This is a genomic window from Streptomyces pyxinicus, assembly GCF_024753135.1.
Classification (GTDB): domain Bacteria; phylum Actinomycetota; class Actinomycetes; order Streptomycetales; family Streptomycetaceae; genus Streptomyces; species Streptomyces pyxinicus.
Genome location: NZ_JANUGP010000002.1, coordinates 515,838 through 530,217, shown reverse-complemented (window position 1 = coordinate 530,217; position 14,380 = coordinate 515,838). Strand labels below are relative to the sequence as shown.

19 protein-coding genes are annotated in these 14,380 nt (G+C 71.3%); 6 read left to right on the top strand and 13 right to left on the bottom strand.

From position 1 onward, the window contains the following. Positions 1-24: 24 nt before the first annotated feature. The 5 genes from NX794_RS05025 to NX794_RS05005 all read right to left on the bottom strand — a co-directional run bounded on the left by NX794_RS05025 (position 25) and on the right by NX794_RS05005 (position 4,428). On the bottom strand, positions 25-759 hold the full coding sequence (locus NX794_RS05025; protein ID WP_258776927.1) for a response regulator transcription factor: 735 nt from the start codon (positions 757-759) through the stop codon (positions 25-27). A gap of 117 nt (positions 760-876) precedes the next feature. Further along, positions 877-1,113 (bottom strand): hypothetical protein, encoded by a 237-nt coding sequence (locus tag NX794_RS05020; protein ID WP_258776926.1) that lies wholly within the window; start codon positions 1,111-1,113, stop codon positions 877-879. A gap of 85 nt (positions 1,114-1,198) precedes the next feature. Next, entirely contained in the window at positions 1,199-2,332 is a 1,134-nt protein-coding gene (locus NX794_RS05015; protein ID WP_258776925.1) for a S1C family serine protease, read from the bottom strand. 141 nt (positions 2,333-2,473) lie between these two features. Then, positions 2,474-3,496, bottom strand: coding sequence for a LacI family DNA-binding transcriptional regulator (locus tag NX794_RS05010; RefSeq protein ID WP_258776924.1), 1,023 nt, complete (start codon positions 3,494-3,496; stop codon positions 2,474-2,476). 110 nt (positions 3,497-3,606) lie between these two features. After that, complete coding sequence (locus tag NX794_RS05005) at positions 3,607-4,428, bottom strand: response regulator transcription factor (protein WP_258776923.1); 822 nt, start codon at positions 4,426-4,428, stop codon at positions 3,607-3,609. A 181-nt stretch (positions 4,429-4,609) separates the two neighbouring features. On the opposite strand from NX794_RS05005, the gene NX794_RS05000 reads away from it, so the two are divergent. The 3 genes from NX794_RS05000 to NX794_RS04990 are packed head-to-tail and all read left to right on the top strand — an operon-like array spanning position 4,610 to position 6,950. After that, entirely contained in the window at positions 4,610-5,470 is an 861-nt protein-coding gene (locus tag NX794_RS05000) for an alpha/beta hydrolase (RefSeq protein ID WP_258776922.1), read from the top strand. A 58-nt stretch (positions 5,471-5,528) separates the two neighbouring features. Next, positions 5,529-5,783 (top strand): MoaD/ThiS family protein, encoded by a 255-nt coding sequence (locus tag NX794_RS04995; RefSeq protein WP_258776921.1) that lies wholly within the window; start codon positions 5,529-5,531, stop codon positions 5,781-5,783. Positions 5,784-5,786: 3 nt separating this feature from the next. Further along, positions 5,787-6,950 (top strand): hypothetical protein, encoded by a 1,164-nt coding sequence (locus NX794_RS04990; protein WP_258776920.1) that lies wholly within the window; start codon positions 5,787-5,789, stop codon positions 6,948-6,950. 71 nt (positions 6,951-7,021) lie between these two features. Here the strand turns inward: NX794_RS04990 and NX794_RS04985 are convergent, their stop codons facing one another. Both NX794_RS04985 and NX794_RS04980 read right to left on the bottom strand, forming a co-directional pair. Next, positions 7,022-7,867, bottom strand: a complete 846-nt coding sequence (locus NX794_RS04985; protein WP_258776919.1) for a methyltransferase domain-containing protein — start codon at positions 7,865-7,867, stop codon at positions 7,022-7,024. A 163-nt stretch (positions 7,868-8,030) separates the two neighbouring features. Beyond that, positions 8,031-8,993 (bottom strand): zinc-dependent alcohol dehydrogenase family protein, encoded by a 963-nt coding sequence (locus NX794_RS04980; protein ID WP_258776918.1) that lies wholly within the window; start codon positions 8,991-8,993, stop codon positions 8,031-8,033. Positions 8,994-9,071: 78 nt separating this feature from the next. Between NX794_RS04980 and NX794_RS04975 the strand changes: the two genes are divergently transcribed. Beyond that, complete coding sequence (locus NX794_RS04975; protein WP_258776917.1) at positions 9,072-9,674, top strand: TetR/AcrR family transcriptional regulator; 603 nt, start codon at positions 9,072-9,074, stop codon at positions 9,672-9,674. 85 nt (positions 9,675-9,759) lie between these two features. Here NX794_RS04975 and ygfZ read toward each other — a convergent pair whose 3' ends face one another. From ygfZ to NX794_RS04960, 3 genes are read right to left on the bottom strand one after another with little or no spacing between them, the layout of a single operon-like run. Beyond that, complete coding sequence (gene ygfZ / locus NX794_RS04970) at positions 9,760-10,725, bottom strand: CAF17-like 4Fe-4S cluster assembly/insertion protein YgfZ (RefSeq protein ID WP_258776916.1); 966 nt, start codon at positions 10,723-10,725, stop codon at positions 9,760-9,762. Between the two features lie 9 nt (positions 10,726-10,734). Further along, the gene (locus tag NX794_RS04965; protein WP_258776915.1) at positions 10,735-11,172 is read right to left on the bottom strand and encodes a Fur family transcriptional regulator; all 438 of its coding nucleotides are present in this window, start codon (positions 11,170-11,172) and stop codon (positions 10,735-10,737) included. Positions 11,173-11,188: 16 nt separating this feature from the next. Then, the gene (locus NX794_RS04960; RefSeq protein ID WP_258776914.1) at positions 11,189-11,764 is read right to left on the bottom strand and encodes a heme-binding beta-barrel domain-containing protein; all 576 of its coding nucleotides are present in this window, start codon (positions 11,762-11,764) and stop codon (positions 11,189-11,191) included. Between the two features lie 308 nt (positions 11,765-12,072). Between NX794_RS04960 and gcvH the strand changes: the two genes are divergently transcribed. Further along, positions 12,073-12,459, top strand: a complete 387-nt coding sequence (gcvH, locus tag NX794_RS04955; RefSeq protein WP_258776913.1) for a glycine cleavage system protein GcvH — start codon at positions 12,073-12,075, stop codon at positions 12,457-12,459. Positions 12,460-12,474: 15 nt separating this feature from the next. Here the strand turns inward: gcvH and NX794_RS04950 are convergent, their stop codons facing one another. The 3 genes from NX794_RS04950 to NX794_RS04940 are packed head-to-tail and all read right to left on the bottom strand — an operon-like array spanning position 12,475 to position 13,833. Next, on the bottom strand, positions 12,475-12,756 hold the full coding sequence (locus NX794_RS04950) for a DUF397 domain-containing protein (RefSeq protein WP_258776911.1): 282 nt from the start codon (positions 12,754-12,756) through the stop codon (positions 12,475-12,477). 49 nt (positions 12,757-12,805) lie between these two features. Beyond that, positions 12,806-13,009, bottom strand: a complete 204-nt coding sequence (locus tag NX794_RS04945; protein WP_258776910.1) for a DUF397 domain-containing protein — start codon at positions 13,007-13,009, stop codon at positions 12,806-12,808. After that, a complete protein-coding gene (locus NX794_RS04940) occupies positions 12,991-13,833 on the bottom strand; it encodes a helix-turn-helix domain-containing protein (protein WP_258776909.1) in 843 nt (280 codons plus the stop codon). Before NX794_RS04940 ends, NX794_RS04945 begins: the two co-directional genes overlap by 19 nt. Before the next feature lie 178 nt (positions 13,834-14,011). Between NX794_RS04940 and NX794_RS04935 the strand changes: the two genes are divergently transcribed. After that, positions 14,012-14,374: a DsrE family protein gene (locus NX794_RS04935; RefSeq protein WP_258776908.1), complete on the top strand. Its 363-nt coding sequence runs from the start codon at positions 14,012-14,014 to the stop codon at positions 14,372-14,374. Positions 14,375-14,380 lie beyond the last annotated feature (6 nt).

Genomic DNA, 14,380 nt, shown 5'->3' with positions numbered 1-14,380 from the left:
CCCGGTAGCGGCGCACCAGCCTCCTCACTCGGCGCCGCCCTGGCGGAGCACGTACCCGACGCCCCGCACGGTGTGCACCAGGCGCGGCTCGCCGCCGGCCTCGGTCTTGCGGCGCAGGTACATCACGTACACGTCCAGGGAGTTGGAGGAGGGCTCGAAGTCGAAGCCCCACACCGCCTTCAGGATCTGCTCCCGGGTCAGCACCTGGCGCGGGTGCGCCATGAACATCTCCAGGAGCGTGAACTCGGTGCGGGTCAGCTCCACCTGCCGCCCCTTGCGCGTGACCTCCCGGGTGGCGAGGTCCATGCGCAGGTCGGCGAAGGTGAGCGCCTCGTCCTCCTGGGCCGCGGCCGACACGTCGACCGCGTAGGAGCTGCGGCGCAGCAGGGCGCGGATGCGGGCGAACAGCTCGTCCAGCTCGAAGGGCTTGACGAGGTAGTCGTCCGCGCCGGCGTCCAGGCCGGTCACCCGGTCGCCGACGGTGTCCCGGGCGGTGAGCATGAGGATCGGGATGGTCTCGCCCGCGCCGCGGATGCGGCGGGCCGCCGTCAGGCCGTCCATGCGGGGCATCTGGATGTCCAGGACGACCAGGTCGGGCCGGTAGGCCGTGGCCTTCTCCAGGGCGTCCGCGCCGTCCACGGCCACCTCCGTGTCGTAGCCCTCGAAGGCGAGGGAGCGTTGGAGGGCCTCCCGGACGGCGGGCTCGTCGTCGACGATCAGGATGCGCTGGGGGTCACGGTCGCCTTCGGCGGGGCTCATCGCTCGCGATTCCTCGGGGTGCGGTCGGTGCGGTCAGTTGGTGTGTCGGGGGCTCTGACAGCCTCGCACGTTCCGCGGCCGGGGCGGGCACAGACGAGGCCCGGGCAGGGCGGCGCCTCACGCCCCCATGGTGCTCAGCGTGCGCATGGTGTTCAGGCGCTTCAGCGGCACCCGGCGCCGGTGCGGGCGGGCGGGGGAGACGCGCAGGCCCATCATCTCGGGGACGGGGCTCGGCACCCTCTCGGGGGCGCGGGGGGCCGGGATCTGCGGGTGGAGGTGGGCGGAGACGGAGAGAGCGAGGGTGATGTCGGCCGGGCCGCGGCCGGTGACCTGGTGCGAAACCTTCGTGATCATGACCTGCTCCTTGCTGTCTGTGCTGGTGGCGCTGTTCCTGTGCCCGCGATGGCTGTTCCTGTGCCCTCGATGTCAGCTCCCGGTGTCAGTTCCCGGAGCCCGCCCGCAGCTTGGCGAGATCGGACTTCACGGTGTTGACCGGGATGGCGAAGCCGAGGCCGACGCTGCCCGCGTCCGAGGACGAGGACGCCTGCGAACTCGACGAGTACATAGCGGAGTTGATGCCGATGATCCGGCCGGCGGCGTCGATCAGGGCGCCACCGGAGTTGCCGGGATTCAGGGAGGCGTCCGTCTGGATCGCCTTGTAGGTGGTGGTGGACGAGCCGGTGTCGCCGTTGAACTCGCGGCCGCCGAACTGGAACGGCCACTGCCCGTCACCGCCGCCACCGCCACCGCCGCCGCCCGGGGACTGCTGCTGGTTCTCGTCGGTCGACACGGTCACGTCCCGGTCGAGCGCGGAGACGATGCCGCTGGTGACGGTGCCGCTCAGCCCCTCGGGGGAGCCGATGGCGACGACCGAGTCACCCACCTGGACGCTGTCGGAGTCGCCGAGGGCCGCCGCCTTCAGTCCGGAGGCGCCCTTGAGCTTGATCAGCGCGAGGTCCTTGGAGCTGTCGGTGCCGACGACCTCGGCGGTGTAGCTCTTGCCGTCGTTGGTGCGCACCTTGATGGAGTCGGCGCCGGTGACGACGTGGTTGTTGGTGATGATCTCGCCGCCGGACGTGATGATCACGCCCGAGCCGGTGGAGGTGCCGTTGCTGAGCGTGGCCTGGATCTCGACCACGCTCGGACTGACCGCCGAGGCGATGGCGGCGACGTCGCCCTTCTTGCTGGTGGGCACCACGTTGGTGGTGGAGCCGGCGGCGGAGACGGTGTCCTTGCCGGTCAGCTCCTGGAAGGCGTACGCCGTGCCGCCGCCGACCGCCGCCGCGACGATCGCGACCGCCGCGAGCAGGCCGACCGGACCCCGGGCGCGCTTGCGCCTGGGACCCGGTGCCGCCACCGGCTCGCCGAACGCGGTCGTCGTGGCCGTCGGCGGCTCGTACGGCGGCGGAGGCGGCCACTCGTGCCGCACGGGGCCCGGGTCAGCGGGAGCGGAGGGAGCCGAGTGGGCGGTGTGGTGGCCGTAGGAGACCTGGGGCCCCTGCGGGCTTCCCTGCTCGTACTTGTACTCGTACTCGCCCTCGTACTCGCCGCTGCGGCGGATGCTCTCGGTCATGGAAAGAGAGTCCCCCGCCACCATGAGAGCTTCCTGAGTGTCGCCTGAGAAGCCCGGCAGAACCGTGTTTGCCCGATATAAAGACGCCTCTCGGCGCTTACGGGACCCTCTCAGACGGCCCTCATGAACGCCGGACGGCCCTCATGAACAGCCGCAGCTCTGCCGTACCAGCAGCCGGGACGGGAAGGTCTTCAGCCGCTCGCGCCGGGAGCCGGGGACGCGCAGCCCGTCGTCCAGGACCAGGTCGACCGCCGCGCGGGCCATCGCCGAGCGGTCGGAGGCGACCGTGGTCAGCGGCGGGTCGGCGAGCGCGGCCTCCTTGATGTCGTCGAAGCCGGCCACCGCCAGCTCGCCGGGTACGTCGATGCGCAGCTCGCGCGCGGCCCGCAGCAGGCCGATCGCCTGGTCGTCGGTGGAGCAGAAGATCGCCGGGGGCCGCTGCGGGCCGGCCAGGATCTCCAGGCCCACCCGGTAGGCGTCGTAGCGGTTGTACGGCGCCTCGAACAGCCGGCCCTCGGTGGGCAGGCCCGCCTCCTCCATGGCCCGCTTCCAGCCCTCGACGTGGTCGGAGACCGGGTCGCCGACGGCCGGGGTGTCGGCCGTGCCGCCCATGCAGGCGACGTACGGATGGCCGTGTTCCAGCAGGTGGCGGACGGCGAGCTGGGCGCCGCCGAGGTCGTCGGTCACCACGGCGACGTCGTCGATGGCCTCGGGCCGCTCGTGCAGCAGCACCACCCGGGCGTCCCAGGCGTCGATCTCGGCCGCCGCGAGGTCGTTCAGGGCGTGCGAGACGAGGATGAGACCGGAGACGCGCATCCCGAGGAACGCGCGCAGATAGTGGACCTCGCGTTCCCCGATGTAGTCGGTGTTGCCGACCAGGACCATTTTTCCGCGCTCGGAGGCGGCCTGCTCGACCGCGTGCGCCATCTCGCCGAAGAAGGGCTGACGGGCGTCCGGGATGATCAGCCCTATCAGGTCCGTGCGCCGCGAGGCCATCGCCTGGGCGACCCGGTCCGGCCGGTACCCCAGTTCCTTGATCGCGGCGAGGACACGCTCGCGCGTGGCCGGGGCGACCGGCCGGGGTCCGTTGTTGATGACGTAGCTGACGACGGCGGTGGAGGTCCCCGCCAGCCGTGCCACGTCGTCCCGAGTCACCTTGGCCACGCGCGGAGTCTACGCGGATTGACCCGTCCTGGGCAGGGCATATCGCGCTCGGATATCACCGCTCGGACACGGGCGTCCGGCGACCGGGAACCGGGCCGGTGCCCGCGCGGCTACGCGTCCGCGTGCAGCTCGGTGCCCTCCAGGACGCGGTCCGCGTCCGTGTTGCCCGTGTTGCCCGTGTTACCGGTGTTTTCCGGGGTGCCCGGCTTCGCGCGGCCGGCCTTCGCCTTGGCGTCCTCGCCGGCGCCGGACCGGTCGCCCTTCTCCGGGGTCACGAACCGGTACCCCACGTTGCGGACGGTGCCGATCAGCGACTCGTGCTCGGGCCCGAGCTTGGCGCGCAGCCGCCGTACGTGCACGTCCACGGTGCGGGTGCCGCCGAAGTAGTCGTACCCCCACACCTCCTGGAGCAGCTGGGCGCGGGTGAAGACCCGGCCCGGGTGCTGGGCGAGGTACTTCAGCAGCTCGAACTCCTTGAAGGTGAGGTCGAGGACCCGGCCCTTGAGCTTGGCCGAGTAGGTCGCCTCGTCCACCGACAGGTCGCCGTTGCGGATCTCCATCGGGGAGTCGTCGTTGACGAGCTGCTGGCGGCCCATCGCGAGCCGCAGCCGTGCCTCCACCTCCGCGGGACCGGCGGTGTCGAGGAGCACGTCGTCGATGCCCCAGTCGGCGGTGACGGCGGCGAGGCCGCCCTCGGTGACGACGAGGACCAGCGGACAGCCGGGGCCGGTGGAGCGCAGCAGCTGGCACAGGCTGCGCACCTGGGGCAGGTCGCGGCGGCCGTCGACCAGGATGACGTCGGCGCCCGGGGTGTCGACGAGAGCGGGTCCCTCGGCGGGTGCCACGCGCACGTTGTGCAGCAGCAGGCCGAGGGCGGGGAGCACCTCCGTCGACGGCTGGAGGGCGTTGGTCAGGAGCAGCAGAGAACTCATACGTCTGGTTCCTCCTCGGTCCCTGCGAGGACGTGTGCGGTACGGAACAGCTCTGCGATCCCGAAGGCTCCGTACACCCGCGGTCACCTGTGGTTTCCCGCTTCGTATACAACGCTTCCGAAAGCACAAAAGGACCCGGGGGCTACGCTGCCCGAGTCCTCTGCCCAGCAGAATAGCCCACATGAGCAACGGTCCGGCAGGTCGCGAGGCACGTTCCACCGTTCGTCCGAATTCCGAGACAAGCAGACACACCCCTATCCGGACGTTTCTGCACACCTCCGACGGAATTCCGATCGATTCCGTATACGACCCGGGCACCGCCGTATACGAATCATCTCCGGACACCTCCCGGCCCGCCATTCACGACCTGGTGTTCGTCGTCGCGCACGGCTTCACGGGGGACGTGGATCGTCCACACGTCCGAAGGGTGGCGGGCGTGCTGCGGGAGTACGGCGCCGTCGTCACCTTCTCCTTCCGCGGCCACGGACGCTCCGGCGGCCACTCCACGGTCGGCGACAAGGAGGTCCTCGACCTGGCCGCCGCCGTGGACCGGGCCCGCGCTCTCGGCCACGGCCGGGTGGTGACGGTCGGCTTCTCCATGGGCGGCTCGGTGGTGCTGCGGCACGCGGCCCTCGCCCCCGGCGCGGTGGACGCGGTGGTCTCGGTCAGTGCCCCCGCCCGCTGGTACTACCGGGGCACCGCCCCCATGCGCCGCCTGCACTGGCTGGTCACCCGCCCCGCCGGCCGCCTGGTCGGCCGCTACGGCCTGCGCACCCGCATCCACTCCCGCGACTGGAACCCCGTACCCCTCTCTCCCACGGAAGCCGCCTCCCGGATCGCGCCCGCCCCGCTGCTGATCGTGCACGGCACCCACGACGGCTACTTCCCGCTCGACCACCCCCGGATGCTCGCCGAGGCGGCCGGTGACCACGCGGAACTGTGGATCGAGCCGGGCATGGGCCACGCCGAGAACGCGGCGCCGGACGCCCTGCTCGCCCGGATCGGGGGCTGGGCGAGCGAGGCGTCGGCCGCGGCGGGCTAGCCTGGCACCATCCGTCTTCCGTCTCTGTGTTCTGCCGAGCGTTCGATTGAGGAATCAGATGCCCAAGGTCACGGTGCGCTACTGGGCCGCCGCGAAGGCCGCCGCCCAGGTCGCCGAGGAGCCGTACGACGCGGACTCCCTCGCCGAGGCGCTGGCCGCCGTACGCGCGCGGCACCCCGGTGAACTCACGCGCGTGCTCCAGCGATGCTCGTTCCTCGTCGACGGCGACCCCGTCGGGACCCGCGCGCACGAGACGGTACGGCTGGCCGAGGGCGGCACGGTCGAGGTGCTCCCGCCGTTCGCAGGAGGGTGAGCGATGACCGAGCAGCCGTATCAGAACGGCGGCCCCTACGAGGGCTACGACTACGACCCGTACGGGCAGCCGCAGCCGCAGCCGGGGGCCTGGCCCACGCACGAGCAGCGGCACGCCGGCTCGTACGAGGGCTATGAGGACCAGGGGGGTTACGACTCCCAGACGACCCAGCAGTGGCAGGGCCAGACCTGGGAGACCCAGACGCACGCGCCGGTGCCCGCGTACGAGGAGCACCAGGAGCACCAGCAGTACCAGCAGTACCAGCAGCCGGTGTCGCACGGATACGCGCAGCAGTACGCCGCCCCTGAGGCGGTCCCGGCCCCGCCCGCCCCACCCGCACCATCCGCTTCCCCCGCTTCCTCCGAGGCGGAACCGGAGTACGGTCCCGCGACGCTCGCCGGCAACTCCCGGGTCACCGACGCGCAGCGGGCCCGCCTGGAGGGCCGTTCGCCGATCATCGAGCCCGGCATGCGGCCGGCGCTGCTGACCGCGCTGCTCGGCCTGCTGCTGGCGGTCACGGCGCCGGTCGCCTCCTTCGCCCTCCTGGTGCCGCTCGTGCTGCTCCAGGCGGTGACGGCGGCGGGCTGGTTCCGGCTCAACGGCATGTGGCCGGCCCGGCAGGGCATCGCGCTCGCCTTCGCGGGCGGCCTGGCGGCGGACGCGGCGGTCCTGGTCGCGGGCCGCGACGACGCCCCGGCGGCGATCCTCGGCCCGCTGGGCCTGTGGGTCCTGCTCTCCCTGGTCCTCCAGCTCCGCTCGCACGCCTCGCCGGACGAGCGGATGTACGGCCTGATGGCGACGGTCGTCTCCGCGTCCCTGACGGTCCTGGCGACGGCCTACCTGGGCGCCGGCACCCACGCGGTGACGGTCGGCGCGGCGGCGGTGGCCGTGGCGGTCCTGGCCCGCGCCCTGCCCCTGCCGACCCCGGCCTCGGTGGTCGTCGCCCTGCTCGCGGCGGCCGGTGCGGGCATCGCGGTGGGCGGCATGACGGACCTCGGCACCAAGGGCGCCTTCCTCGGCGCCGCCGCCGGTGCCTGCGCCCTCATCGGCCACCGGGTCGCGAGCTACGACTACCCGTCCCGCTTCGTCCACTTCACGGCGGGCGTCGCCCTGCCCCTGTCGGCGGCGGCACCGGTGGTGTGGGTCCTGGGCCGGGCACTGTCCTGACGGACGGACCGGGCCCGGCGTCCTGCTCCCAGTCCCAGCGGAAGGACGTGGGGACGGCACGGGGGCGGTGCTCATCCGCCTCCTCGGAGGGGCCAGGGCTCGTGCGCGGGGTCGTCCAGCCAGGCGTGTTGCCCGTGCGCGTCGACGGTGAGGCCGAACCGGGTCACGTCGGGGGAGCCGTGGCCCCGCCACCACCGGTGGGCGTCGGCCACCTCGTCCCAGAGGCGCCGGGGCCCCGACTGCCAGACGGTGGCGCGGTGTCCGCCGTCCCGGAACATCACGCAGGCCCAGGACAGGTCGGTGAGCCCGTAGAACCAGACGGGCCGGGTGAAGGGGCCGATGGCCGTCCCGCCCCGGACCCGGAGACGGATCATCGCGTCGGCGTTGCCGTAAGCGGTCCCCCAGGGGGCGAGGATCGTGCCGCCGGGCCGGGTCTGCCGGAGCCAGGCGGGCGGTACCCGGCGGATGCCGACTGTGGCGAGGACACGGTCGTACGGTGCCGTGGCGGCGTGGCCGGCCTGGCCGTCGCCCACGACCACCTCCGGGTCCAGGCCCTGTCGGCACAGGCGTTCGCGGGCGGCGGCGGACACGGCGCCGTCCACGTCGACGGTCGTCACCCGGCCTCGTCCGAGACGGTGGGTCAGCGCGCCGGCCGTCTCGCCGGTACCCGTGCCGACGTCCAGCACCCGCATGCCGCCCTCGACCTCCAGGTCCCGCAGCAGCGCGTAGACCACGGACGGCATGGAGGAGGAACTGGTGGCCAGCTTTCCCGGTCCTGGGCCCCGGTGCGCGCCGTCGTCCCACTGCGTCACGAGGGGGACGTCGCTGTCGACGGCCGCGTACCAGGCGTCCGGGTCCTCCCGCCGGTGGACCGTCGTACTCGCCCGCGCGTCCATGTCATACAGCACAGGCGCCATCCCGTTAGGCGGTCACGCCGTTCAAGTCGACGGCTCGCACGGCGCTTCTTCCAGCATCTGCCGAGTCGCCCGAGGCGTCTGGGAGCATTCGGGTTAATGAGCCGTTCCAACGAGGCTGATGTGCAGACAAGTTGATGTCTGCCATTGCGGCCCGCGACCCGGCTCAGGGCACCAGCACAACCCTCCCGAACACCCGCCCCGCGTCCATCTCCCGGTGGGCCCGCGCCGCCTGGTCCAGTGGCAGCACCTCGTGGACGACCGTGCGCAGGGTCCCGTGTGCGGCGTCGGTGAACTGGGACGAGCGTACGGTCTGTTGGGCGGAGGCGGGGACGGTGTCGGAGCTGAGGGTGGTGAAGGAGAGGGACTTGCGGAAGGCGGCGGTCAGGCGCGTGCCGAAGTCCGCCGGTGGTGGTCCGCCGACCACGCCGAGGGCCATGTACCGCCCGTTGGGGTTCAGCATGTCCAGGAAGAGGGGGAGCTGAGGTCCTGCGACGACGTCGAGCACCACGTCGAAGCCCGACGGCGTGTCCGGGCCGCCCGCGCCGGAGCGGTCGAGGACGTGGGTCGCGCCCAGTTCACGGAGGCGGGCGCCGCGTTCCGGCGACGACGTGGTGACCGCCACCGCGCCCGCACCGCCCCTGACCGCGAGCTGGACCGCCGTGATCCCGATGCTGCCCGCCGCACCCCGCACGAGCACCGCCTCGCCGGGCGCGAGGCGGGCGCGGTCCAGGGCGAAGTGGGCGACCACACCGGAACCGCCGAGCGTCACCGCGTCCGCGCCGGTCAGGCCGTCAGGCAGTGGAAGGATGTCGGCGACCGAGGCGACGGCCTGTTCGGCATAGCCCCCGGACAGGCCGGTGAACGCCCACACCCGCCGCCCCGTCCACGACGCGTCCACGCCCTCCCCCACCGCCGTGACGCTCCCCGCCACCTCGCTGCCCAGCAGATGGCCCGCCCGGAAGCCGTACGCGGCGAGCGTTCCCCGGCGGATCACCGCGTCCACACCGCCCACGCCGATCGCCTCCGTGGTGATCCGTACCTGCCCCGGGGCGGGTACGGGTACGGGCAAGTCGACGACCTCCAGGCCTTCAGGGCTGCCGAACTCCCTGATCACGACGGCTCTCATCTGCGCTCCTCAGGTCGGGCGGGTGCTGTCATCGGACCGTAACGGACGGACCCGTCCGCTTGGCTAAAGTGAGAAGCCGTGACCGGCCGTTTGCCTCACCTCACCCGCTCCGACGCCCGTGACAACCGCGCCCGCGTCCTGGACGCCGCCCGCGCGGTGTTCGGTGAGGAGGGCCTGAACGCGCCCATGCGTGAGGTCGCCCGGCAGGCGGGCGTCGGTCCCGCCACGCTGTACCGGCACTTCCCGACCAAGCGGGAACTGATCCGGGAGACCTTCGCCGAGCAGCGGCGGGCCTGCCACGCCGCCGTCCGCGACGCCCTCGCGGACCCGGACCCCTGGCACGGGTTCCGGGACCTGGTCGAGCGCGTCTGCGAACTCCACGCGCACAGCCGGGGGTTCGCCGACGCCTTCATGACGGCGTTCCCCGAGGCCATGGACTTCGCCGCCGACCGGGAGCGGACGGTGCGCGCGGTCGCCGAGCTGTCCCGCCGCGCCCAGGAGACCGGCCGGCTCCGCCGTGACTTCGTCGTCGACGACCTGATCCTCATGCTCATGGCCCACCGGGGCCTCCAGGACGCGCCGCGGGCCACCCGGCTCGCGTCCTCCCGCCGCTTCGCCACCTACGTGATCGAGGCGTTCCGCGCCGCACCGGGGACGGATGGGAAAGCGCTCAGCGCTTGATCCGCTCCTCGGAGCGGGCCGTACGCCGGACAGGATCGCGCACGGCGGCCCGGCACGCGTGTCACCGCGTCCCGGGGCGGCACACCTACGGCTCGACGACCGTCTCCTGCGCGGCGGCCGTCTCGCCGGCCACCAGTCGCGCGTCGACCGGTACGTTCCGCTTGACCAGGGCGAGCGCCACCGGGCCCAGCTCGTGGTGGCGGGCGGACGTCGTCACGAAGCCGATCTTGCGGCCGTCGGGCCCCTCGTCGGCGAGCCGGATCTCCGTGCCCGGCGCCGGGAGGTGGACCTCGCTGCCGTCCAGGTGCAGGAAGACCAGGCGGCGCGGCGGCTTGCCGAGGTTCTGCACCCGGGCGACGGTCTCCTGCCCCCGGTAGCAGCCCTTCTGGAGGTGCACGGCCGTGCCGATCCAGCCCAGCTCGTGCGGGATGGTCCGGTGGTCGGTCTCGAAGCCGAGCCGGGGCCGGTGCTGCTCGACCCGCAGCGCCTCGTGCGCGAGCAGCCCGGCGGCGGGCCCGTGCCCGGCCGCGAACTCCTCCAGGTCCGCGCGCGGCAGGAACAGGTCCCGCCCGTACGGCGTCTCGCGTACGACGACGCCCTCGGGCACCTCGGCGATGGAACCGGCGGGCAGCTGGACGACGGCGATGTCATCGGTGCGGTCGGCGACCTCGACCCGGTAGAAGAACTTCATCGACTCCAGGTAGGCGATCAGCGCCTCCTGGGTGCCGGGCTCGACGTGCGCCCACACGGTGCTGCCGTCGTCCACCAGGTACAGGGCGTGCTCGATGTGCCCGTTCGCGGAGAGGACCAGCGCCTCGGCGGCCTCGCCGGGCGGCAGGTCGCTGACGTGCTGGGTGAGCAGGAGGTGCAGCCAGCTCAGCCGGTCCGCGCCGCTGACGGTGAGGACACCGCGGTGCGAGAGGTCGACGAAACCGGTGCCGTCGGCGAGGGCGCGCTGCTCGCGGAACAGGTCTCCGTAGTGCGCGGCGACGCCTTCGTCCACTCCTTCGGCGGGGACGGCGCCGGGCAGGGACAGCAGGGGGCTCTTCATACGCCAAGCCTACGACGTGGTAGTTGAGCCCTTCAGGGAGCAGTCCCGGCACCGGCCGAAGATCGCGAAGTGTTTCATGTCGGTGTCGAACCCGAACTGCCTACGCAGCTTCTCCGTGAACTCGGCGGCCACCTCGACGTCGGCCTCGATGACGTTCTCGCAGTCCCGGCACACCAGGTGCAGATGGTGGTGCCGGTCGGCCAGGTGGTAGGTCGGCGCCCCGTGCCCCAGATGGGCGTGGCTGACCAGGCCCAGCTCCTCCAGCAGCTCCAGCGTCCGGTAGACGGTGGAGATGTTGACCCCCGACGCCGTCTTCCGCACTTCCACGAGGATGTCGTCGGGGGTCGCGTGCTCCAGGGTGTCCACGGCTTCGAGGACAAGCTGCCGCTGCGGCGTCAGCCGGTAGCCGCGCTGCCTGAGGTCGCTCTTCCAGTCGGTGCTCACCACACCGACGAGTGTAGGACTACTTGAAGAAGGCGATGCCGTCGTCGGGCATGTCGTCCGGGAGGGCCTTCGCCCAGCGTTCGACGTCCTCGGCGGTGACGACCTTCTTCAGGTGGGCCGACATGTAGGGGCGCAGCTCGACCTCGGGGGTCTGCTTCTCGCCGACCCACATCAGGTCGCTCTTCACGTACCCGTACAGCCGCTTGCCGCCGCTGTAGGGCTGCGCGGCGGCGGTGCGCGCCACCGCGTCCGTGACCAGGTCGATCTGCGGCTTCTTGTCTGCCATCTCGCCGTACCAGATCTCCACCGTGCCGTCGTCGCGGGTCATCGTGACCTCGACCCGGCGGCCGGCGTCGATCCGCCAGAAGCCGGACTCCGACTCCAGCGGGCGGACCTTGTTGCCGTCGTTGTCCAGCACCCAGGAGTGGGAGTGGTACTCCAGGAAGTCCCGGCCGTCGTGGCTGAAGCTGACCTCCTGGCCGAAGTTGCACTTCTGTGAGCCGGGGAAGTCGTGCACGCCCGCACCGGCCCAGTTGCCGAGCAGAAAGGCGAGCGGGACGAGGTCCTTGTGCAGGTCGGACGGGATCTCGATCATGGGAAAGCTTTCCTAGGTGTGGATCAGCGCTGGCCCTGGTACAGCTTCTTCACGGTCAGACCGGCGAAGGCGAGCACGCCGACGCAGACCAGGACCAGCAGGGTTTCGAAGAAGATCTCCACGGGTGCTCCTTGAGCGAGGGTGGGCATACGACAGAGCCGGCCCCCAGCTTACGCGGCCGGGGCCGGTCCCTCCCGGCGAGGTGGCCCGGACCGGGGACTCACCCGGACGGGGGACGGTCCCGGAAACGGGCCCCAAGGTGTAGGACGCTCTCGGCGACCGTTCCGGACCTTCCAGCGGAGGGCACCATGACCATCCCCGACGACCGCATGTACAGCAAGGACCACGAGTGGGTCCTGGTCACCGGCGACAAGGCGCGTGTCGGCATCACCGACTACGCCCAGAAACAGCTCGGTGACGTGGTCTTCGTAGAGCTGCGACAGGCCGGCACCCGGCTCGACGCGGGGGATCCGTTCGGCACCGTCGAGTCCGTCAAGTCGGTGTCCGAGGTCTACATGCCGGTCTCCGGCACGATCGCCGCGACCAGCAGTGACCTCGTCGACGACCCCGAGACCGTCAGCACCGACCCGTACGGCGACGGCTGGATGATCGAGATCACCGTCTCGGACAAGGCCCAGCTGGACGCCCTGCTCAGCGCCGCCGAGTACGAGAAGTACATCAAGGACGCCGAGTAGCCGGTCACCCGCCTGTCAGAGGGCGCCCGCCTTCACCCCGTCCACGAAGCCGGCCCACGCGGAGGCGGTGAGGAGGAGGGGAGTGAGGCGGGTGTCCTTGCTGTCCCGGACGGGGACGAGGGAGGGGACGTTGGCGGCGACTTCGAGGCAGGCGCCACCGGAAGCGTTGCTGTAGCTGCTCTTGTGCCAGTCGGCGGCGCGGAGGAGGTCGTCGGAGACTTCGAGGCAGTTGCCGCCGGTCGAGTTGCTGTGAGAGCTCTTGCGCCACGTGATGGTGTTCAGGTCGATGGCTCGCATGGCTTTTCCTCCAGCGTCCGTTCGATGAACTCCCGCGATCAGTCCGGTGTTAGAGGGCGCCCGTCTTGACCCCGTCCACGAAGCCGGCCCATGCGGAGGCGGTGAGGATGAGGGGGGTGAGGCGGGTGTCCTTGCTGTCCCGGACAGGGACGAGGGAGGAGATGTTGGCGGCGACTTCGAGGCAGTTGCCGCCGTCCGGGTTGCTGTAAGAGCTCTTGCGCCACGTGATGGTGCTCAGGTCGATGGCTCGCATGGCGCTTCCTCCAGCATCCGTTCGATGAACTCCCGCGACCTATCCGGCAATAGGGCCAGATCGCGTACTCGATCGTATCGGAGTTGGAGACGTTCAACGGCCTGATTTTCCTGGACCAGCTCGCCCGAGTAGCCGGTCTCGACCCAGGCGACCGTCTGGCCGCCAAGCCCTCGCAGAAACATGGTGTCGGTGTTGGGCAGCCCATGCAGTCCAGCGGACAGCAGCAGTACCTGGACGGTGATGTTAGGACGCTCCGCCATCGCGAGGAGATGGCAGAGTTGCGTCCGCCACTGCTCTGGATCGCCAAGCGGGCTGCGTAGCGCCGCTTCAGAAAGGATGACGCGGAACTGTGGACCGCCATCCGCCAGCAACACCTCACGACGACCCATACGAGCAGACACTTGCTTATCCAGCTCAACGCCCGTCAGGCCACCTTGCATCAGCAGCTCGATGGCGTACTGGGGGGTCTGCAACAGCCCAGGAACGATGCTTGGCGAGTGCTGCCACATACTCACCGCTTCAGCCTCCAGCACCATGTACCGCCGATACCGCTCCTTGAACTGCGTAGGGTCGGCAACGGCCAACTCCCACAGCGTGAGCAGCTTGTCGGAGGTGTTGTAGAAGTGGTCGAGAGCCTGCACCACCTCCGGTCCCCCCAGCGTGTGGCCCTTTTCCAGTTTGCCGAGGAGGGACGCGTCCCAGCCCACCACCTCGGCCAGCGCCCGCAGGGACAGGCCCCGCTCGGCGCGCAGTAACCGCAGCTCCTCGGTGAACCGGACCCTCGGTTCCTGACTGCGACCCGTGATCGCCCTGCGCTGCGGCACCGCACCCTCCCGGACTGTGGAATTTGTGGAATTTGGAGCGCCCGCTGTGGAACTAGCGGCCGTTTCGCACGCGCCCGCCCCCGGAATGGGCCATGCTCGTAACAGCCCATCAGTACGCAGAGTAGTGCAACTGTCGCATTCCGTACAGAGGTTGACGAAAGCCGCTAGGCTTCCGGGCATGGCGAAGAAGCTGGTGATCAAGGTGACGGCGGGGGCGGACGCCCCCGAGCGCTGCTCGCAGGCGTTCACGGTGGCGGCGGTGGCCGTGGCCAGCGGGGTCGAGGTGTCGCTGTGGCTGACCGGGGAGTCGTCCTGGTTCGCGCTGCCGGGCCGGGCGGCCGAGTTCGAGCTGCCGCACGCGGCGCCGCTGCCGGACCTGATCGACTCGGTGCTCGCGGCGGGCCGGCTGACGCTGTGCACGCAGTGCGCGGCGCGCCGGGAGATCACGGAGCGGGACGTGATCGAGGGCGTGCGGATCGCGGGCGCGCAGGTCTTCGTGCAGGAGGCGCTGGCCGACGACGCGCAGGCGCTCGTCTACTGACGGCGA